Here is an 18224-nt window from a genome sequence, read left to right on the forward strand (position 1 = left end):
CGGTTGTTGCCGCCGCGTTGCTGCTGTTGCTGCCCGCCCCCCTGGTTGCCGCCCTGGTTACCACCGCCACGGCTGTTCTGGCCGCCTTCGCGGCCGATGTCAGCCATGTGCTGGCGGTCCTGGCTCACCGCTTCGCCACCCTTGCGGCCGGCTTCGCGTGCTTCTTCCGAGCTGAATTCATGGGCGTTGCCTGACTCATGCGCGGCGCGTCCACCCTCGGCGGCGATCTCGCGCTGCTTGTCCTCGTCCATCGAAGCGAAACCGCGGTTGCTGGTGCCCTGTTTCTGGTTCTGGTTGGCCATGGAAAGTCTCCTTGGGTTCAGCCGCCTCATTGGCGGCAGCGACCATCTTCCAGATTCGGCGCTAGACGGCGGTGGCACGACTGCCAACGTCGTGTCATCCCGAGGGCTCTGATTCCTCATCCGACCTCCACGAACATTCGTGCGCGCGTGCGCACAAGGGCAGGCACACGTTCAGCGGCCCGACCGCGCGTCAACGCGATGCGGAAGGTACACGCCACAGTTCGACGCAGCCTCCACACCGGTCTCACCACGCGTACGATCGGTGTGGCTAAGGTAGAGCGGTCTGCAACAACCGGTGGTGCCATGCCCTTCAGAGCGATTGCCTATGTAAGTGAAGCCTCCCGCAACCTGACGGAACAGCGGCTGCAGGAACTTGTGGCGGAGGCGGTGCAGTTCAATGAGTCCGCCGATGTCACCGGCACATTGCTGTTCGACGGCTCGCGCTTCCTGCAGTATCTGGAGGGCCCGGAGGCCGGGATCAATGCGGCTTACGCACGCATTCTCGCGGCGGGCAGCCACAGTGGGATCGTCGAACTGAACCGGGGCAGGGTGGGGCGCCGGCAGTTTCCGCACTGGCGGATGCGCAGCGTGCGGGTGGATGAGCTCGCACTGGGGAAGATCGCCATATCCGACTGGACCGGCTTCGTGCGCAGCGCGTCGGCGCTGGAATCGGGCACCAGCGCCCTGGATCGACTACTGTCGGTTTCGCAATCGCAGACGGAAGCAGGCGCGGGCGGCATCATGGAACCAGACGGGCAGCTGGCACGATGATGTCGTCAGCCGCCCCGGTGGTGCCTGAGCTGCTACGCGTCGGCTGTGCGGGGTGGTCGCTGTCGCGGTCGGATCAGGAGGCGTTCGGCGCGGGCGACAGCGCTCTGCAGCGCTACGCCGCACGCCTGCCGATGGTGCAGATCAACTCATCCTTCTATCGACCGCACCAGGCCAAGACCTATGCGCGATGGGCGGCGAGCGTGCCGGAGGGCTTCCGGTTCGCGGTGAAACTCCCGCGCGAGATCAGCCATGAGCGTCGGCTGCGTGATGCAATGCAACCGCTCGAGCGGTTCCTTGAAGGCGCGCTGGAGCTGGGTGGAAAGCTCGGTCCGTTGCTGCTGCAGTTGCCGCCCAGCCTGGTGTACGACACGGTCACGGTCGAAGCCTTCCTGCGGGGCCTCCGCGCGCGCGCGCAGGCCGATGTAGCGTGCGAGCCGCGCCATCCGAGTTGGTTTACGGCGGACGTGGATGGGCTGCTGAGCGCGCATGGCATTGCACGGGTTGCCGCAGATCCGGCACGTGTGCCGGCGGCAGCGATTCCCGGCGGTGATCGCACGTGGAGCTACTGGCGCTGGCACGGCCAGCCGCAGATCTATCGCAGTGCCTACGACGAGCCGACCCTTGCCCACCTTGCGCGGCAGCTGCTGGCCGAGGCCGACGCGCAACGACCCGCCTGGTTCGTACTGGACAATACCGCGCTGGGTCACGCCACCGGCAATGCCCTGCACCTGCAGGCGATGCTGCAGGAGAACGAACATGCCTGAAGGCCCTTCGATCGTCCTGCTGCGCGAAGCAGCGAGCCATTTCAAGGGACACGTGGTCCGCACCGTCTCCGGGAACAGCCGCATCGACCTGTCGCCGCTGCAGGGCCGAAGGGTCAAGGCGGTCCGCAGTTGGGGCAAGCACTTCCTGCTGGAATTCAGCCATCACACGCTGCGCATCCACCTGATGATGTTCGGCAGCTGGCGCATCGACGAGCGGAAGCCAGCCCCGGCGCGGGTATCGCTGGTGTTCGACAACGGTGAGCTGAACTTCTATGCGTGTTCCGTGCGCCTGATCGACCAGCCTCTGGACGACATCTACGATTGGCGGGCGGACGTGATGAACGATGCCTGGGATCCGAAGCTGGCCAGGCGCAAGCTGAAAACCATGCCGGACGTCCTTGCCTGCGATGCGCTTCTGGACCAGACGGTCTTCGCCGGCGTCGGCAACATCATCAAGAACGAGGTGCTGTTCCGGATAGGCGTGCATCCCGCCACCCGATTGGGCGACCTGCCGCCACGCAGGCTTACCGCGCTGATCGAGCAGGCCCGCACCTACAGCTTCGATTTCCTGGAATGGAAGCGCCGCTTTGAGCTGAAGAAGCATTGGCAGGTGCACACGAAGAAGGTCTGTCCCGTGTGCGGTGGCCCGATCAGCAAGCTCTACATGGGGACCACGCGGCGACGCACGTTCTTCTGCCCCAATGATCAAGTGCTGTACGGGCCCTGAGGCTGCCGTCCGTGGCAGCCGGGCTCCGGGGCGCGTCGATCAGGCGGCCTGCGCTGCCTTGGCATTGCCGCCGCCCTTGGCCAGCAGGGTGAGCTTCTCGTCGGTGGCCTTCTCTTCCTCAAGCGTCTCGAGCAGCAACGGCAGGGCGTCCTTGTAGCCCAGTTGCTTGGCCAGCGCGGCGATGGTGCCGTAGGACGCAATCTCGTAATGCTCGACCTTCTGTGCGCCACCGATCAGGGCGGCATCGCGCACAGGGCCCTTGTCGATGCTGTCGATCACTTCCTTGCCTTCCTCCACCAGGCCCTCCATCGCCGCGCACTTGATGCGCTTCAGGCGAATGCCCAGGATCTCCACAACCTGGTCGATGCGCTCGATCTGGCCCTGGGTTTCTTCCAGGTGTGTTTCAAACGCCGTGGCCAGGTCCGGGTTCTCGGCCGCACGGGCCAGGCGCGGGAGGGCCTTGGTGAGCTGCTTCTCGGCGCTGTAGATGTCCGAGAGTTCGTGGATGAACAGGTCTTCCGCCGTCTTGATAGCCATACTGGGCTCCGCTGTGAATGGAGCACTCAGAGTAGGTCCCGCCCGGTTGCGATCAGGCGGGGGCCAGGTGAAGGCGGCATGTGAACGCCAGCGCGAACCCTGCGCGTTGTCTTCACGAGGTGGCGTCTGTCGTCTGCCTGCCGCAGTCCCGATGCCGGCAGGCCTTCGCCATGGCTTCACGGTGGCATCGCCTGGTGCCCATGGGTCGGCCGGTACGGTCACTTCACGCCCGATCACGCGTGGAGACTCCCATGAGCGATGACAAGAAGAACACCGGCCGCCCGGACCGGGATCGTATCAACGTCAACGAAGACTATGAACTGCAGTACTGGACCACGGCGCTGGGCGTGTCCGCCGAGGAACTTCGTGCCGCAGTCGCCAAAGTCGGGCCCACCGCCGTTGCTGTACGCAAGCACCTGGGAAAGTAGCGCGGAGCTGCCATGTCCCTGGTCGAGTACCGCCGCAAGCGTCGTTTTGACCAGACCAAGGAGCCCGAACCGGGCAAGGCGCTGCCAAAGGGCCAACGCGCCATTTTCGTGGTGCAGCTGCATCATGCCAGCCGCAGGCACTACGACTTCCGCTTGCAGGTGGGTGACGCCCTGAAGAGCTGGGCGGTTCCCAAGGGGCCCAGCTATGACCCGAAGGTCAAGCGCATGGCGGTGGAGGTGGAAGATCATCCCGTCGACTACGCCGCTTTTGAAGGCGAGATTCCCAAAGGCCAGTATGGCGGCGGCCATGTGGCCCAGTTCGACCATGGCGTGTGGGCTACGCAGGGCGACCCTGAAGCCCAGCTCGCCAAGGGCCATCTGCGCTTCGAACTGTTCGGCGCCAAACTGAAGGGCGGATGGCATCTGGTCCGCTCCGGGAAGCCGGCGCGCCAACCGCAGTGGCTGCTGTTCAAGGACGACGATGAATTCGCCAGCGACATCGAGGCAGACGATCTGCTGGCGGATGTTGCTGTAGCGCCAGCGGAGGATCTGAAGCGGGCCGGGGCCGGCAAGGCCGCGAAGAGGCGGCTCACCGGGGTACCCGCCAAGCGCACCCGACGAACGAACTGGGCGAAGAAGGCGCTGGCGCTCAGCAAGGCAAGAAAGGCCGCAGCGCCGTCCGGTCCCTTCGAACCGCAGTTGGCCAAGCTGGGCGAAGCGCCGCCCCAGGGCGAGCAGTGGGTCCATGAGATCAAATGGGATGGGTACCGCATCCTTGCTACGGTGGCTGAGGGCAACGTGCAGCTGTGGTCGCGGAACGCATTGGAATGGACCGGCAAGCTCCCTGAAATACGTGACGCGATCAAAGCACTGGGCCTCACCTCGGCGGCACTGGACGGTGAGCTCATCGCCGGCGCCGGCACCAAGGAAGACTTCAACCTGCTGCAGGCCACGCTCTCCGGCGAGCGGCAGGGCGTGCTGACGTATGCATTGTTCGATCTGCTGCACCTTGATGGCGTGGACGTCGCCGATGCGCCCTTGCTGGAACGCAAGGCCCTGCTGCAATCCGTGCTGGAGGGGCAGGGCAGGCCATTGGCGTTCAGTTCGCATGTACAGGGGGATGGCGACGAGGCCTATCGCCTGGCCGGTGAGCAGCACTTCGAAGGCATCATTTCCAAGCGCGCCGATCGCAGCTACTACAGTGGCCGCAGTGAGGATTGGCGCAAGACCAAACAGCTGGCCAGCGACGAGTTTGCGGTGGTCGGATACACCACGCCGAAAGGCAGCCGCACCGGGTTCGGCTCGCTGCTGCTGGCGCGGCCAGACCCGAAACATGGCTGGCTCTACGTCGGCCGCGTCGGATCCGGGTTCTCGGACGAACTGATCGGCGAAGTCAGCAAGCGCATCGAAGGCGGCGGCAGCCGCAAGCCGACGGCGCATGTGCCCACCCAGGACACCGACGTGCGCGCCGCGACCTGGTTCCCGCCGCGTTTCGTGGTGGAGGTCTTCTATCGCGGGATTGGCGGGCAGAAGCTGTTGCGTCAGGCGTCACTGAAGGCGGTACGGGCGGACAAGGACATCGCCGATCTCGCAGATTCCGATCGCGCCGGGCCGGTCACGGTCTCTGGTGGGAAGTCCGCAACGGCGCGTCCTGCGCGCGATGCGAAAACGTCACCCGCTACCGACCGCACACCGCCCGCGCTGTCGTCTCCCGGCAAGATTCTGTTTCCTGGCGATGGCTACACCAAGCAGGAGGTATGGGACTACTACGCAGCAGTGATGGAACATCTCCTGCCCGAGGTGGTTGATCGTCCGCTGTCGATCATCCGATGCCCCAGTGGCACCGCAAAACCCTGCTTCTTCCAGAAACACCATACAGCCGGGCTGGAGTTGGTCGACGCAGTAAAGCTCAAAGAAGAAAGCGGTATAAACGCCCATTACCTGGTGGTGCGGGACGCAGCCAGCCTGCTTGAACTGGTGCAGTTCAACGCGTTGGAGTTCCACCCCTGGGGCAGCCACGCCGAAGCGCCCGACAAGGCCGACCGCGTGGTGTTCGACCTGGATCCAGGACCGGACGTACCCTTTGCCGAGGTCAAGAAAGCGGCAACCGACATCCGGAAACTGCTGGCGCAGCTGGAGCTGGAATCGTTCCTGCGTGTATCCGGCGGCAAGGGCCTGCACGTGGTCGTGCCGCTCAATCCGGGATGCGATTGGGACCTGACCAAGCGCTTTGCGAAGGGTTTCGCCGATGCGCTGGCGCAATCCGAGCCCCAGCGATTCCTGGCAACGGCTACCAAAAGCCTGCGCAACAAGCGGATCTTCGTGGACTATCTGCGCAATGGGCGCGGTGCGACGGCGGTTGCGTCCTACTCGCTGCGGGCCAGGCCGGGGGCACCGGTAGCACTGCCGATCGCCTGGGGCGATCTGACGAAACTCAAGCGCGGAGACGCGTTCACGATCAAGGACGTGCCAGCAAAGCTGAAACGGCAGCGCAAAGACCCTTGGGCCGGTATCGGGAAAGTGAAACAGAATCTCGCGCGATGGGCGCAGGCAGACCCTTAGCCCGCGCCTACGCTTCGGGCGCCTGCATGCTACCGGGCAATACATGATCGCATTCGACCAGCCGCGCGTTGCTGACCGTCTGGCGCGACGGACAAGCACCGCACACCAGCGTCGTTCCACCGGGTACCGCCCCCAACGCGTCCCCCGACAACTGCGTAATCCCGCCGCAGGTGTTGCAGCGCACGCGAATAGACCTGACGCGCTCAATACCCTGCACGCCGGAAGCGGCGTCCAGCTCCAGAACATGGAAAAGGCCGGTATTGGGCATGGGGTGCTCCCGAGTCATCTGCCCCAAGCGTAAACGATCCATGGCATTGGGCGGGGAGGCGTCCTGCATGCCGTTTGTCGGCTGGATCCCAACTGATTCACAAAATGCACAGGATGGGAACAACTGCGGGGCGCAGGTGGCCTATCCTAGCGGCACGGAATCTGGGGGGATTCACTACAGGAGCAGTCAATGCCGATCAGGGCAGTCGCATACGTCAGCGAAGCGGGCCCAGCCGTTGCCGGTGACCCGTTGGGCCTGCGCAGCGGGAAGCTGGACGATCTGGTCGATGATGCCGCCCGCTTCAACCGAAATGCCGGCGTTACAGGAGTTCTGCTGTTCGATGGCGCCCGCTTCCTGCAGTACATGGAGGGACCCGAGGACGGCTTGAGCGTGGCGTACTCGCGAGTCGTAGGTGCTTCGAGCCACGCAGGGCTCATCGAGTTGCAGCGGGGCAGGGTGGGCAACCGGCGACTCCCGTTCTGGCCGATGCGTTGGCTGCCGACGCAACCCGAGCAGTTGAAAATTCTTGCCTGCGCGGACTGGTCGGGGTTCGCCCAGCACAGCGGTGACGAAGCGCCAACCGAGACGGCGATGGATGTCCTGGCCAGGTTGGTGGAACCCTATGCCGTCGCGGCGTGATCCACCGGCCTAGCGACCTCCATAGCGTTCGGCCCACGGAATCTCGCCGCTGCACACATGGAGGTGCCCGGTGCGCATCACGCAATAAAGCCGCGCCTCCGGGTCCGCACTGGCAGCGATATAGTCCAGTGCCTCGGCGAGCATGCGGATGAACTGCGGCTCGGGGTAGAACGCTGCCCATTCCGGCAGCAATTCCTCCAGTTGCGCGATCATCAGATCGATTTCCAAGTGCGTGCTCACTGCCTGATCCTCCTTCCAGGCACGTTAGCGACCACGCTGCAAGCAAGGAGTTGCGGTTCGCAGAGGCGACACAGGCGTGTTGCCCACGCAACGCTCACCTGGCCTTGACCATGGCGTTGATCGCGGCAGCGCGTGAGCATCATCTGCACGACCACGCCACCGTCGTTTCACCCGGCAAGGCGTATCAGAGAGGCCTCCCAGCTGAAGCTGCAAGGATCTCTTTCATGTCCGAACCGTTCCCGCGCGCCAGCTTATGGTCAGCTGACACCGAGTCGCACAGCTTCCGCCCCCTTGCCGGCACGACGCGCGCGGACGTGCTGGTGGTGGGCGCCGGCATGACCGGCCTGCTGACAGCGGCCCGCCTGGCCGATAGCGGCCTGGATGTGCTGGTGGTTGATGCGGGGCCCATCGGCGGGCGCAATACGGTGATGTCCACCGGCAATCTTTACGCGCCCGTCTCCCGGCTGGCCGATCTGATCTCCCGTTGGGGCGGTGACACGGCCAGCCGTGTCGTGCAGTGGCGGCAGCAGGCGCTGCGGTCCATCGAAACACTGGTTCATCGCTACGATCTGCGCTGTGGCTTCCAACGCGTGGGCATGCAGTACGGTGTGCAGGATCGCACCCGCGAGGTCAACGCGCAGTTCGAGCGTGAGCTGCAGGCCTATCAGCGCGTCGGCCTGCAGTGCGAACACCGGCAGTCCGGGCTGCCGTTTGCATTGGGCCACGCCTTCCGCGTTCCCGATCAGGCGCAGTTGGATCCTGCGGCGTTCTGCAGGCAACTGGCACGTCATCTGGCAGGTCGCGTGCGCATCCACGACTGGACCCGGATCAACCGCATCGAGGCATCCGCCGGCGTTGCGACAGCCGATGGCGCCCGCATACAGGCCAGGCAGTTCGTGCTGGCTACGCATTCGCCCGCAGGCTTCAACCTGGTGCAGGCCGAGATGGAGGTGTACCGCGAGTACGGGGTGGCGGTGCCGGTTGCCAACCTACCTGCGGCAGGCATTCACTGGATCGCCGACCGGCACCGCTCATTGCGCGGGGTGCACGGCGCTGATGGCCGCGACTGGCTTGTGCTGGTTGGCGAAACACACCGCACCGGCGAAACGCCAGCGGTGGATCCGGCCCAGCATCTGCTAGCCGACGCGCGCCGCAACTTCAACGTGCAGCGCGAGCCGCTGTCCTGGTCGGCGCAGCAATTCCGGCCCGCCGACCAGCTGCCCTACATCGGCAGCAGCGCCCACGATAATGTGTGGGTCGCTACCGGCTATGGGCCGGACGGTTTGACCTGGGCGGGCGTGGCCGCGTGCGCGATCACCGAGGGAATCATGGGCACGACCAGCGAGATCGAGCAGTTGCTCAGCCCCATGCGCTTCACCCCGGTGCGCTCGGCGGCCGGCTGGGCTCGCACCAACGCCACGGTGGCGCGGCACATGGTGGGAGATCGCCTTGCCACGGCGCCGTCGCACTCACCCAGTGAGCTCGCCCCTGGTTGCGGCGCACTGCTGGACGTGGACGGAAAGCGCACTGCGGTCTACCGCGACGAGGGCGGGCGCCTGCACATGATGTCGGCGCTCTGCCCGCACCTGAAGTGCGTTGTCCAATGGAATGGCCATGAGCGCACCTGGGACTGCCCCTGCCACGGCAGCCGCTTTTCCGCCACCGGAGCGCTGCTGGAAGGCCCTGCCAGACAGGGCCTCACACCAGAACAGCTGTAGGCGCAGGCATCCACCTCAGGCTTCGGCGGCTGCATCCGCATCGCAGGGCATGCAGCGCTCCTTCTTGGACTTGATGTCTGCAGCGGTCTTCGCCAGTGCCTCGTAACGCTGGCGTATCTCTTCAAGATGGGCCGGCTCCATCGACTCCAGGTTCAACAACTCCTGGTTGGCGTCCTTGCTCACCCGGATCAGTTCATCCAGCTTGATGTGCAGCGCAGCGGTATCAGCGTTCTGCGTATGCTGGATCAGGAACACCATCAGGAAGGTCACGATGGTGGTTCCTGTATTCACCACCAACTGCCACGTGTCATTGAAGTGGAAGGCCGGCCCGCTGGCAGCCCAGGTGATGATCACCCCCAGCGCTGCGACGAATGCCCCCAGGCTGCCGGACAATCGCGCCGTCGCCGCCGCGACACGGGCGAAACCGCGCCGGATCACTGGTCACCTCCCGCGGCCTCCTCATCCGTGTGGCGGTCCGGCAGCTTGACCCGCTCCCCGAGGCGCTTGGCCTGCTCGTCCGGCGTTGGCGCAGCGACGAAGGGGGAGATCGGGTCACTGGCGGGGAAGGTTTCCTGCAGCGCTTCGTCATGATTGCGGCGGTTGTGCAGCGTCGCCTGCAGCGGACTGACAGGATCGGGGCGCTGCGCCTCCGTGTCCGGATGGGGAAGGTCTTTCTGGTCGCGTTGCATGGTGCATCTCCAGGTTGATCACCACCTCGCAGGTGGCGGGCCCAGCATAGGAATGCACTGTGAGCGGCCTCATCAAGGGCGGGGCAACGTGGCGTCAATCCTTCAGGCAACGCGCGTTAACAATCAGCGTGGCGGCGCGGTCTGCGTCGGCCATGGCGTTCTGATGCGGCACGTGGTTGCGCACCCCCTCACGCCATTCACCCCGCAACAGCGAGAATGGCCTACAGGGCGCACCATGCGCGAGCCGCCCAACGATTGCAGGAATGCTGAGATGTCCAACACCCCCTTTGGCGAGTCGTCATGTGCTGCCGCAGCCAGCGGTTGCATCGAAGTCCGCGGTGCGCGCGAGCACAACCTGAAGAATGTCGATGTCTCCATTCCACGCAATGCACTGGTGGTGTTCTCCGGCGTGTCGGGATCCGGCAAGTCCTCGTTGGCCTTCGGCACGGTTTTCGCCGAGGCGCAGCGGCGCTACTTCGAATCCGTCGCACCCTATGCGCGCCGCCTGATCGACCAGGCGGGCGTGCCCGATGTGGATGCCATCGACGGGCTGCCCCCGGCGGTCGCCCTGCAGCAGCAGCGCGGCGCCAGCAATGCGCGCTCCTCGGTGGGCAGCGTGACCACGCTGTCCAGCCTGGTGCGCATGATGTTTTCGCGGGCGGGAGCCTACCCGGCCCACCAGCCCATGCTGTACGCCGAAGACTTCTCGCCCAACACCCCACAGGGCGCCTGCAGCACCTGCCATGGCCTGGGGTATGTCTACGAAGTGACTGAAGCACTGATGGTTCCGGACCCGTCGCTGAGCATCCGCGAGCGCGCCATCGCGTCCTGGCCACCGGCATGGCATGGCCAGAATCTGCGCGACATCCTGGTCACGCTGGGCTACGACATCGATGTGCCGTGGAAGAAACTGCCGAAGAAGGACCGTGAGTGGATCCTGTTCACCGAGGAGACGCCCACCGTGCCGGTCTATGCCGGCTTCACGCCGGCCGAGACCCGTACCGCACTCAAGCGCAAGCAGGAGCCCAGCTACATGGGCACCTATACCGGCGCGCGCCGTTACGTGCTGCACACCTTTGCCAACACCCAGAGCGCCTTGATGCGCAAGCGTGTTTCGCGCTACATGGAAGGCAAGCTGTGCCCCGCCTGCCACGGAAAGCGCCTGAAGCCGGAGGCGCTTTCGGTCACCTTTGCCGGTGTGGATATCGGCGAGTTCATGCGGCTGCCATTGGACCAGCTGGCGGCGTTGCTCGAGCCCATCGCGCGGGGCGACTTCAGTGCACACAGCCACGGCGCGCGTTCCAGCAGGCGTGCAACGCCCCGCGATCGCGCCAAGCGGGCAGCAAGTGGCCGCGCGACCCACGAAGGCGCACCCGACGTGCGCCTGACCTCAGCCTTGTCTGAGGAAAAGCGCCTGGCGGCACAACGCCTGGCGGGCGGGGTCATGGCGCGTGTACGGCAACTGCGCGAGCTCGGCCTGGGCTATCTATCACTTGATCGCGCCACGCCCACGCTGTCGGCCGGCGAACTGCAGCGCCTGCGGCTGGCCACGCAGCTCAGCTCGTTGCTGTTTGGCGTGCTGTACGTGCTCGACGAACCCTCGGCCGGCCTGCATCCGGCCGACAGCCAGGCGCTGTACGACGCACTGGAACGGCTGCGCGACGGCGGTAACTCGGTGTTCGTTGTTGAACATGATCTGGAGCTGATGCGCCGCGCGCAGTGGCTGGTCGATGTGGGCCCGCAGGCAGGGGAGCATGGCGGACGCGTTCTCTACAGTGGCGAGCCCGATGGCCTGCGCGACGTTCAGGATTCGCGCACGGCGCAGTACCTGTTCGACCAGGTGCCTGCGCCCGCCAGCCGGCAGCGCAGTGTCATCAGCTGGCTGGAGCTGAAGGGTATCCATCGCCATAACCTGCATGGCGTGGACGCGCAGGTGCCGCTGGGGCTTCTGACCGCAGTGACCGGTATTTCCGGATCGGGCAAGTCCAGCCTGATGGCACAAGCGCTGCCCGAGCTGATACTGCTGCACCTGGGGCATGAGCCGGTGGACGACAGCGCCGACAGCACACCCGCGGATGGGCCGACCGTGATCGAAGCCACGCGGGGCCAGCTGGCCGGCGACGTGGACGCCATCCAGCGCGTGGTGCAGGTAGACCAGAAGCCCATCGGCCGCACGCCACGATCCAATCTGGCCACCTACACCGGCCTGTTCGATCACGTGCGCAAGCTCTTCGCCGCGACACCCGACGCGCGCCGCCGCCGATTCGACGCGGGCCGCTTTTCGTTCAACGTGGCCAAGGGCCGATGCGAAACCTGCGAAGGCGAGGGCTTCGTCAGCGTCGAACTGCTGTTCATGCCGAGCGTCTATGCGCCGTGCCCCACCTGCCATGGCGCCCGCTACAACGAGGCCACCCTGAAGGTGCTGTGGAATGGTCGTACCATCGCCGAGGTCCTGCAGATGACGGTGGACCAGGCGCAGGCGTTCTTCGCCGAAGAAGACGCCATTGCCCGCCCGCTGCAGTTGCTGCAGGAAATCGGTCTGGGCTACCTGCGGCTGGGCCAGCCGGCCACCGAGCTTTCAGGCGGTGAGGCACAGCGCATCAAGCTGGCGACCGAGCTGCAGCGCAGCCAGCGCGGGCGCACGCTGTATGTGCTGGATGAGCCCACCACCGGCCTTCATGCATCTGACGCGGACAGGCTGCTGGCGCAGCTGCAACGGCTGGTGGAGGCTGGCAACACCGTGGTGATGATCGAGCACGACATGCGTTCTGTCGCACAGGCGGACTGGGTGATTGATGTCGGGCCAGGTGCAGGAGGCGCGGGTGGCACCATCGTGGCGAAGGGCACGCCGCAACAGGTGGCCCGCGCCAAGGGAAGCAGGACTGCGCCGTTCCTTGCGCGCGAGCTGGGGCAGGCAAGCTGACGCCATCTCGTCCGGGGCTGCATGCATTCTGTTGTACTGTGGGAGTACTCGCAGCGCCCATCAGCGAGAGGATGGTCAGGTGAACGCTTCCATGCTCCCAAGAATCGTCGGCTTCGATGTCCCGTTGTTGCATGAGCGTGTAGACGCATCCACCGACGAAGCCATCACCGCGCTGCTGGATCTGGCGCCGGGCGCTCGCTGGACAGAGATGTTCCTCATCAAGTGCAGGGCCCTGGCGTCCCAGCTCCAGCTGGCGGATGTTCGCGTTGAAGGCGCCAGGATCTACTTCTACGGATCCATCAGCGATTCTCGTGGACTTGCCGACGCGGTGATGTCCATTGTCCACGTACTGAATGATGAGTTGATGCGCGAGCGGAATCACGCAGCCAGCCGCGCCTAGGCGCAGCCAAGCAGGGACCAGCACCGATCCGCAATCTCCGCTGCGCCAGGATGACCGCGCAGGCTCGATCGCTTCGCAAGCCTGCCCTGGAGATCGTCGATCCATGCCGACCGGGTGCCATGCGGATCTCTCACATATATATCGCAGGCAAGCCGGATAACGGGCGCCACTTCATATCGGAAGCTCATCGCGGGCAGGGCGCCCAGGTTGAACGCGATTTTCCAGTGGGCCAGCTCGCGCTCGACGTCGACAACGTGCTTGCTTCTTCCATGGATCATGGCGTTACCCCTTTTCGAAATTCCACTGTACACGCTTGTTGCTGCGGGCCTGTTCATGACCCTTGTTCATATGGGACGCGTCCCCGTACGCTCCCGTAACGGCGACACGCCCACAGTCAATCGGCAGCAGACTTGCTGCGGCGGAGAATCGAAATGAACAGCGTCCCCGAACAGAACAGGAATGACCGCTCCAACGCGTCCGCTGAAGCAGAACAGCCTGCACAGCAGGGGCAGGGCGAGGGGGGCGAACCCGGCGGGGAGGAGCCCGGCAAGCAAGGACAGCAACAGCAGCAGGACAACAAGGATCGCGAGAGCCCGAAGCCAGCGGATGAAAAGAAGGGCGGTCTCGGCGGCGATACCCGCCGCTGAGGAACAGGAGGAGCCGCGCGCCGCGCGGCTGCTTCCGCAGCAGACAGGGAGCGTGCATGTCCGCACAAAGCCAGGCGATCAGCCTGATGACCAAGATCATGTACCGGTGTCGCCCGGAGAAAATCACAACAATGGCGCAATGCCGTTGCTGCCACGCGCCCAGCCCTGGCGGGATGGAGTGCGCACGGTGCCTGACCGGCAGGCTCGGCGATACGATTCACAATCGTGGTGCAGCGTTCGGCTGGCTGGAATCGTTCCGCAGGGTCCAGCAGGACGAAGCACACGTATTCGAATGCGCAAAGCGCGCCGATGCGGCATCTTCCTAGGCGTCGCATCCGGACCTGACATCGCGCAGGCGTATGCTCGAGTCATTCAGGAGCAATGCGATGACTTTTCCGATCTGCATCTACGATAGAACGGGCACAGGGCTCCGGCTGCCTGCGGGATGGTGGATCGACCTTCAGTCCGATCTGCCTGCACTGGTGAAGGGTCCCACGCGCATCGACCTTCCGCGATCCTCAAAAGACGAGCATCCACGATTGGATCCTGAGGTTCTCAGGGATCTCTTCCGGCGCATTGGAGGCTCTCAGTGGTCAGGTTGAATCCAGCCCATTCCCTGGGAGTGCGCTGGCTGTTCTTTCGCCTTCGCAACGGGCAGTCCATCAGTCCGGCCAGGCTGATGTCTGTCTGGTCCGAGGCGGCGGAATCCAACGACTGCGCCGTGCGCCGCGAGATCATCGACGGCGCCGGCTACGTCTATGCCCTGTACGCACCCAACAGCCTGCTTTCCCCTCGGCGCGTGGAGCTGCGCATGAGAGCGCTGCTGGAGGAGGCGGGCTACGCCTTCACGATGGGTGGCCTGGCAGGGCGTCACCCCGGCGACGGTTGAGGCGCGGCGCTGAGGCGCCGGCCGAACAGTCCATGACAGCCGCTCTCATTCGGGGACACCAGGCTCCAGTGGTTCGTCAGGCGCGGGATCGAAGAGCGCCAGCATCCGCTCACGCCGGCACTGTTCGAGCCAGTGGTGCCATATCTCCACCTCGTCCATCAGCCCCGTGGCACCGCACGCGGGGCACGTGAGCGTCGTGCCCGATGGACTCGTCTTGATGCCCTCGTCCTGCGTCATTGATGAGCGCAAGCCGCAGCTCTTGCAGGTGGATCGCAACTGATCGAGGCGAACGATGGCGCCATTGCGCGCAAGAAGGGGCTGGATCGCATGGATCCGGAAGGCATTGGGAGGGTGCATGGCCGTGTCGTCTTGGGCTGGACACGGGAGCAAAGGATTCTGCGCCGGAGAAGAGCCGTGAGGGCGCAGTGTCCTCCGTTGCAGGTTAACCCTTCATCAAAGTGCGGAAAACGCTCCATCGTTGGGCTGAAATCCTACGCCCGCAATCGTGCACTGACGCGGCACCCGGCGCTTCTCCGGTGCCAGCCCTGCTTCTGGGAAGGAAGGGCTCTGCCATCACAACAGAGCCCCGGTCACTCACTTTTCCTGCAAGAACGCCAGCAGATCCTGGTTGACCTTGTCCTTGTGGGTGTCGGTCAGGCCGTGCGGCGCACCCGGGTAGACAATCAGCCTGGCGCCCTTGATGAGCCTTGCCGATTGGCGGCCTGAGATATCGATCGGCACGATCTGGTCGTCGTCGCCGTGGATGACCAGGGTGGGCACATCAAACTTCTTCAGATCGGCGCGGAAATCGGTGGCGGAGAACGCAGCGATCGAATCGTAGGTGTCTTGTGGCCGCCCTGCATGCCCTGCGCCCACCACGCATCGATCAGCCCCTGCGAGACCTTCGCGCCCGGACGGTTGAAGCCGTAGAACGGGCCCGACGGGATGTCCTTGTAGAGCTGCGCGCGGTTATCCATCTGTGCCTTGCGGATGCCATCGAACACTTCGATCGGCAGGCCGTTCGGGTTGTCGGCGGTCTTCAGCATGAACGGCGGTACCGAGCTGATCAGCACCGCCTTCTTCACTCGCCCGGTGCCATGCCGGCCGATGTAGCGCGCCACTTCGCCACCACCGGTGGAGAAGCCCACCAGGGTGACATCGTGCAGGTCCAGCGTATTGATCACCGTGGCCAGGTCATCGGCGTAGTGATCCATGTCGTTGCCGTCCCACGGCTGGCTGGAACGCCCGTGGCCGCGACGGTCATGCGCGATGACACGGTAGCCATGATCGGCCAGGAAGATCATCTGGGATTCCCAGCTGTCCGAGTTCAACGGCCAGCCGTGGCTGAAGGTCACGACCGGGCCGTCCTTCGGGCCCCAGTCCTTGTAGTACAGCTGCACGCCATCGGCGGTGGTGATGTAGCTGGCGGTGCGCGCGATGCTGGTGACTGCCGCCGGCGTGGCCGGTTCGGCGGCCTGCGCGGACAGGCCGGCCTGGACCGAGAGGGCGAGGGCGGCAACGGCCAGGGCACGGGTGAAGGTGTTCATGCGGGGAACTCTCATGGGTGGGTGGTGAGACGTACTTTGCGCCTGCAATCAGGCGTTCGGGTGATGAACTGTCCGGATTTCTTGATAGATCGTCTTGCATGGATGTGCGCGAACGGACCACTCGCCATCGACTGTTGACAGGGTAGAACGATCGTTCCACCTTGCAGCCATGAGCAAGGCCACCACCGACACCCACCAGAAGATCCTGGCCACGGCCGAGGCGCTGATCTACCAGAACGGGATCCACGCCACCGGCATGGACCTGCTGGTGAAAACCTCCGGCGTGGCGCGGAAGAGCATTTACCGCCACTTCGAGAACAAGGACGACGTGGCCGCTGCCGCGCTGAGTGCGCGCGATGTGCGCTGGCTGGCCTGGTTCCGGCAGGAGTGCGACAAGGCTGATACCCCGGAAGCACGCATCCTCGGCATGTTCACCGTGCTCAAGGGTTGGTTCCAGTCCGAGGGCTATCGTGGTTGTGCGTTCATCAATACCGCGGGCGAGGTCGGCGACCCTGCCGATCCGATCCGGGAGATCGCGCGGAATCACAAGCAGAAGTTGCTCGATTACACGCTGGAACTTACCGAACAACTGGATGTGGAGCAGCCGGCGGACCTGGCCCGTCAGCTGCTGGTCCTGATGGAAGGCGCCATCACCCTGTCGCGCGTGATGGGTGATTACGACGCCGCAGACACCGCGAAGGATGTCGCGAAGCTGTTGTTGGAACAGGCCAAGCGTTAGCGCCTGGGTACGCCAGATCCTTTGAAGCAACCCGTGTATCCATTTCGATTGGAGGTCTCCCCGTGTCCGCAGAACAACCCCGTCCGCCGCTTCCTCCGTTCACCCTTGAATCGGCCACCCAGAAAGTGCGTCTTGCCGAGGATGGCTGGAATTCCCGCGATGCCGACAAGGTGTCGCTTGCCTATTCGCTCGACACCCAGTGGCGTAACCGCGCCGAGTTCACCAACGGCCGGGAAGAAGCCCGGCAGTTCCTGGCACGCAAATGGAACAAGGAGCTCGAGTACCGCCTGATCAAGGAGCTCTGGGCCTTTACCGAGAACCGCATTGCGGTCCGCTACGCGTACGAATGGCACGACGACTCCGGCAACTGGTTCCGTTCCTATGGCAATGAAAACTGGGAATTCGGAGAGGATGGCCTGATGCAGCGCCGCTTCTCGTGCATCAACGACATGCCGATCAAGGAAAGCGACCGCAAGTTCCATTGGCCGCTGGGGCCTCGCCCGGATGATCACCCGGGGTTGTCCGAGCTGGGTATGTGATTCCCGCTGAGGCGCCAGGAGAAGCGCGCTCGGGTACGATGGGGTGGCCGGCGTCTGCGCCGGCCGGGGGAAGGGGGCGCAATGGACATGCAGGCAAGGGGCGGATTCGATCCGTCGGCAAAGACCGATTCGCAGGAACTGACATTCCACTGGCTCTACCAGCGGGTGCAGGGACTGGTTGAGCACAGCATCTACCCCAAGGCGGGCAGGGTGGAGACGTGGGCGTTTCGCATCGGCGTGGGTGCGGCGATCTTCGGCATTCTCATGGGTCAGCTTCCGGATCGATGGCTGCCTCTTGGCGTAGTGCTCCAGGTGGTTGTTGCCTGCCTGGCAATCGAAATCGGAGGGTTCATTGTCGGTGGCGTACTGGCCGCCCGCAGGGGCATTCGCCAGTTCAGCCAGCCGCGGCTCTCGCACGCCCGGGAGATGGATGAAGACTTCGCTCACTGGCAAGCGGTGGTGACCGAGCTTCGCGGATTCCCGCGCGTCCAGCGCGAGCGGCGACTCAAGTTCGTCAGCACCTTGCGCACAAACATGATTGAGCGCATGGGCATGATGTATGGCGGCCTGCAGCGGCTGGGACCATTCCCGCTGTTGATTGCCCTCTACCTGCAGTTCCGCGGATGGAAATGGGGCGACTGGGCGGGCGCTTTCGATGTTGGCCCGCTGGGTGCACTACTGATCTTCGCCATGGTGCTGCTGTACCTGCTGGGCTGGATGCTGATCGGTCTTCGCACCAGGCTCGATACCTACGTTGCCTTGTTGGAGGGCTCCATCCACGAACCCGAGCCCTCCCAGCCAACGCCTTTGTAGCGTCGGGCCATCATGTTCCTCATGCTGAGGGACAAACAGGACTGTGAGTCATCCAGTGAGGCATACGCATGGCTCAAGAGTG

General features: G+C 64.5%; 23 protein-coding genes and 1 pseudogene. 15 read left to right on the forward strand and 9 right to left on the reverse strand.

Annotated elements, in window-relative coordinates; genetic code table 11:
• The coding region (locus N5D45_RS01170) for a KGG domain-containing protein (RefSeq protein ID WP_279938373.1) at nt 1–302 on the reverse strand (302 nt) is incomplete at its 3' end.
• Nucleotides 303–605: 303 nt separating this feature from the next.
• Between N5D45_RS01170 and N5D45_RS01175 the strand changes: the two genes are divergently transcribed.
• From N5D45_RS01175 to N5D45_RS01185, 3 genes are read left to right on the forward strand one after another with little or no spacing between them, the layout of a single operon-like run.
• Nucleotides 606–1073 carry a BLUF domain-containing protein gene (locus tag N5D45_RS01175; RefSeq protein WP_043395806.1) on the forward strand — a complete coding sequence of 156 codons (468 nt, stop codon included), beginning with the start codon at nt 606–608 and terminating at the stop codon, nt 1071–1073.
• The gene (locus N5D45_RS01180) at nt 1070–1837 is read left to right on the forward strand and encodes a DUF72 domain-containing protein (protein ID WP_279938374.1); all 768 of its coding nucleotides are present in this window, start codon (nt 1070–1072) and stop codon (nt 1835–1837) included. The genes N5D45_RS01175 and N5D45_RS01180 overlap by 4 nt, the downstream gene beginning before the upstream one ends.
• Nucleotides 1830–2564, forward strand: coding sequence for a DNA-formamidopyrimidine glycosylase family protein (locus N5D45_RS01185; protein ID WP_228354499.1), 735 nt, complete (start codon nt 1830–1832; stop codon nt 2562–2564). Before N5D45_RS01180 ends, N5D45_RS01185 begins: the two co-directional genes overlap by 8 nt.
• 39 nt (nt 2565–2603) lie before the next feature.
• On the opposite strand, the gene N5D45_RS01190 is transcribed toward N5D45_RS01185, so the two are convergent.
• Nucleotides 2604–3101, reverse strand: coding sequence for a DUF892 family protein (locus N5D45_RS01190; protein WP_019659711.1), 498 nt, complete (start codon nt 3099–3101; stop codon nt 2604–2606).
• 251 nt (nt 3102–3352) lie between these two features.
• Here N5D45_RS01190 and N5D45_RS01195 point away from each other — a divergent pair, with 251 nt between their 5' ends.
• Nucleotides 3353–3529, forward strand: a complete 177-nt coding sequence (locus N5D45_RS01195; RefSeq protein ID WP_228354498.1) for a DUF3606 domain-containing protein — start codon at nt 3353–3355, stop codon at nt 3527–3529.
• Between the two features lie 12 nt (nt 3530–3541).
• Nucleotides 3542–6091 (forward strand): DNA ligase D, encoded by a 2550-nt coding sequence (gene ligD / locus N5D45_RS01200; protein WP_228355347.1) that lies wholly within the window; start codon nt 3542–3544, stop codon nt 6089–6091.
• A 7-nt stretch (nt 6092–6098) separates the two neighbouring features.
• Here the strand turns inward: ligD and N5D45_RS01205 are convergent, their stop codons facing one another.
• Complete coding sequence (locus tag N5D45_RS01205; RefSeq protein ID WP_228355346.1) at nt 6099–6359, reverse strand: hypothetical protein; 261 nt, start codon at nt 6357–6359, stop codon at nt 6099–6101.
• A 189-nt stretch (nt 6360–6548) separates the two neighbouring features.
• Between N5D45_RS01205 and N5D45_RS01210 the strand changes: the two genes are divergently transcribed.
• Nucleotides 6549–6998: a BLUF domain-containing protein gene (locus tag N5D45_RS01210; RefSeq protein ID WP_043395790.1), complete on the forward strand. Its 450-nt coding sequence runs from the start codon at nt 6549–6551 to the stop codon at nt 6996–6998.
• Between the two features lie 9 nt (nt 6999–7007).
• Here the strand turns inward: N5D45_RS01210 and N5D45_RS01215 are convergent, their stop codons facing one another.
• Entirely contained in the window at nt 7008–7238 is a 231-nt protein-coding gene (locus tag N5D45_RS01215) for a hypothetical protein (protein ID WP_057504093.1), read from the reverse strand.
• Between the two features lie 224 nt (nt 7239–7462).
• On the opposite strand from N5D45_RS01215, the gene N5D45_RS01220 reads away from it, so the two are divergent.
• Nucleotides 7463–8956, forward strand: coding sequence for an FAD-dependent oxidoreductase (locus N5D45_RS01220; RefSeq protein ID WP_057504094.1), 1494 nt, complete (start codon nt 7463–7465; stop codon nt 8954–8956).
• A gap of 15 nt (nt 8957–8971) precedes the next feature.
• Here N5D45_RS01220 and N5D45_RS01225 read toward each other — a convergent pair whose 3' ends face one another.
• On the reverse strand, nt 8972–9394 hold the full coding sequence (locus N5D45_RS01225) for a low affinity iron permease family protein (protein ID WP_019336571.1): 423 nt from the start codon (nt 9392–9394) through the stop codon (nt 8972–8974).
• Nucleotides 9391–9645: a hypothetical protein gene (locus tag N5D45_RS01230; protein WP_043395782.1), complete on the reverse strand. Its 255-nt coding sequence runs from the start codon at nt 9643–9645 to the stop codon at nt 9391–9393. Before N5D45_RS01230 ends, N5D45_RS01225 begins: the two co-directional genes overlap by 4 nt.
• Before the next feature lie 271 nt (nt 9646–9916).
• On the opposite strand from N5D45_RS01230, the gene N5D45_RS01235 reads away from it, so the two are divergent.
• Together N5D45_RS01235 and N5D45_RS01240 are read left to right on the forward strand one after the other, a co-directional pair.
• A complete protein-coding gene (locus tag N5D45_RS01235) occupies nt 9917–12568 on the forward strand; it encodes an excinuclease ABC subunit UvrA (protein WP_228355345.1) in 2652 nt (883 codons plus the stop codon).
• Nucleotides 12569–12647: 79 nt separating this feature from the next.
• Nucleotides 12648–12968 (forward strand): hypothetical protein, encoded by a 321-nt coding sequence (locus N5D45_RS01240; protein WP_228355344.1) that lies wholly within the window; start codon nt 12648–12650, stop codon nt 12966–12968.
• On the opposite strand, the gene N5D45_RS01245 is transcribed toward N5D45_RS01240, so the two are convergent.
• Nucleotides 12965–13246 (reverse strand): hypothetical protein, encoded by a 282-nt coding sequence (locus tag N5D45_RS01245; RefSeq protein ID WP_010485730.1) that lies wholly within the window; start codon nt 13244–13246, stop codon nt 12965–12967. The two genes, N5D45_RS01240 and N5D45_RS01245, sit on opposite strands and share 4 nt — an antisense overlap.
• A gap of 153 nt (nt 13247–13399) precedes the next feature.
• On the opposite strand from N5D45_RS01245, the gene N5D45_RS01250 reads away from it, so the two are divergent.
• The 3 genes from N5D45_RS01250 to N5D45_RS01260 all read left to right on the forward strand — a co-directional run bounded on the left by N5D45_RS01250 (nt 13400) and on the right by N5D45_RS01260 (nt 14504).
• On the forward strand, nt 13400–13615 hold the full coding sequence (locus N5D45_RS01250) for a hypothetical protein (RefSeq protein ID WP_044570206.1): 216 nt from the start codon (nt 13400–13402) through the stop codon (nt 13613–13615).
• Between the two features lie 56 nt (nt 13616–13671).
• On the forward strand, nt 13672–13941 hold the full coding sequence (locus tag N5D45_RS01255; protein WP_197656313.1) for a hypothetical protein: 270 nt from the start codon (nt 13672–13674) through the stop codon (nt 13939–13941).
• Nucleotides 13942–14204: 263 nt separating this feature from the next.
• A complete protein-coding gene (locus N5D45_RS01260) occupies nt 14205–14504 on the forward strand; it encodes a hypothetical protein (protein ID WP_057504097.1) in 300 nt (99 codons plus the stop codon).
• A 45-nt stretch (nt 14505–14549) separates the two neighbouring features.
• Here the strand turns inward: N5D45_RS01260 and N5D45_RS01265 are convergent, their stop codons facing one another.
• Nucleotides 14550–14861 carry a hypothetical protein gene (locus N5D45_RS01265; protein ID WP_010485735.1) on the reverse strand — a complete coding sequence of 104 codons (312 nt, stop codon included), beginning with the start codon at nt 14859–14861 and terminating at the stop codon, nt 14550–14552.
• A gap of 237 nt (nt 14862–15098) precedes the next feature.
• Nucleotides 15099–16051 (reverse strand): annotated as a pseudogene (locus tag N5D45_RS01270) (alpha/beta hydrolase).
• Nucleotides 16052–16220: 169 nt separating this feature from the next.
• On the opposite strand from N5D45_RS01270, the gene N5D45_RS01275 reads away from it, so the two are divergent.
• From N5D45_RS01275 to N5D45_RS01285, 3 genes are all read left to right on the forward strand, one after another.
• A complete protein-coding gene (locus N5D45_RS01275; RefSeq protein WP_197656312.1) occupies nt 16221–16790 on the forward strand; it encodes a TetR family transcriptional regulator in 570 nt (189 codons plus the stop codon).
• Between the two features lie 62 nt (nt 16791–16852).
• A complete protein-coding gene (locus N5D45_RS01280) occupies nt 16853–17329 on the forward strand; it encodes a nuclear transport factor 2 family protein (RefSeq protein WP_197578904.1) in 477 nt (158 codons plus the stop codon).
• Between the two features lie 81 nt (nt 17330–17410).
• Nucleotides 17411–18142, forward strand: a complete 732-nt coding sequence (locus tag N5D45_RS01285; RefSeq protein ID WP_197656311.1) for a hypothetical protein — start codon at nt 17411–17413, stop codon at nt 18140–18142.
• Nucleotides 18143–18224: the final 82 nt, after the last annotated feature.

The organism is Stenotrophomonas sp. GD03819, from assembly GCF_029841665.1.
Classification (GTDB): domain Bacteria; phylum Pseudomonadota; class Gammaproteobacteria; order Xanthomonadales; family Xanthomonadaceae; genus Stenotrophomonas; species Stenotrophomonas geniculata.

What these genes read in the sequence shown, in the direction of transcription:
- N5D45_RS01175 (WP_043395806.1), top strand. Translation starts at nt 606, where the DNA reads ATGCCCTTCAGAGCGATTGCCTATGTAAGTGAAGCCTCCCGCAACCTG.
- N5D45_RS01180 (WP_279938374.1), top strand. Translation starts at nt 1,070, where the DNA reads ATGATGTCGTCAGCCGCCCCGGTGGTGCCTGAGCTGCTACGCGTCGGC.
- N5D45_RS01185 (WP_228354499.1), top strand. Translation starts at nt 1,830, where the DNA reads ATGCCTGAAGGCCCTTCGATCGTCCTGCTGCGCGAAGCAGCGAGCCAT.
- N5D45_RS01190 (WP_019659711.1), bottom strand. Translation starts at nt 3,101, where the DNA reads ATGGCTATCAAGACGGCGGAAGACCTGTTCATCCACGAACTCTCGGAC.
- N5D45_RS01195 (WP_228354498.1), top strand. Translation starts at nt 3,353, where the DNA reads ATGAGCGATGACAAGAAGAACACCGGCCGCCCGGACCGGGATCGTATC.
- ligD (WP_228355347.1), top strand. Translation starts at nt 3,542, where the DNA reads ATGTCCCTGGTCGAGTACCGCCGCAAGCGTCGTTTTGACCAGACCAAG.
- N5D45_RS01205 (WP_228355346.1), bottom strand. Translation starts at nt 6,359, where the DNA reads ATGCCCAATACCGGCCTTTTCCATGTTCTGGAGCTGGACGCCGCTTCC.
- N5D45_RS01210 (WP_043395790.1), top strand. Translation starts at nt 6,549, where the DNA reads ATGCCGATCAGGGCAGTCGCATACGTCAGCGAAGCGGGCCCAGCCGTT.
- N5D45_RS01220 (WP_057504094.1), top strand. Translation starts at nt 7,463, where the DNA reads ATGTCCGAACCGTTCCCGCGCGCCAGCTTATGGTCAGCTGACACCGAG.
- N5D45_RS01230 (WP_043395782.1), bottom strand. Translation starts at nt 9,645, where the DNA reads ATGCAACGCGACCAGAAAGACCTTCCCCATCCGGACACGGAGGCGCAG.
- N5D45_RS01235 (WP_228355345.1), top strand. Translation starts at nt 9,917, where the DNA reads ATGTCCAACACCCCCTTTGGCGAGTCGTCATGTGCTGCCGCAGCCAGC.
- N5D45_RS01245 (WP_010485730.1), bottom strand. Translation starts at nt 13,246, where the DNA reads ATGATCCATGGAAGAAGCAAGCACGTTGTCGACGTCGAGCGCGAGCTG.
- N5D45_RS01250 (WP_044570206.1), top strand. Translation starts at nt 13,400, where the DNA reads ATGAACAGCGTCCCCGAACAGAACAGGAATGACCGCTCCAACGCGTCC.
- N5D45_RS01255 (WP_197656313.1), top strand. Translation starts at nt 13,672, where the DNA reads ATGTCCGCACAAAGCCAGGCGATCAGCCTGATGACCAAGATCATGTAC.
- N5D45_RS01265 (WP_010485735.1), bottom strand. Translation starts at nt 14,861, where the DNA reads ATGCACCCTCCCAATGCCTTCCGGATCCATGCGATCCAGCCCCTTCTT.
- N5D45_RS01275 (WP_197656312.1), top strand. Translation starts at nt 16,221, where the DNA reads ATGAGCAAGGCCACCACCGACACCCACCAGAAGATCCTGGCCACGGCC.
- N5D45_RS01285 (WP_197656311.1), top strand. Translation starts at nt 17,411, where the DNA reads ATGGACATGCAGGCAAGGGGCGGATTCGATCCGTCGGCAAAGACCGAT.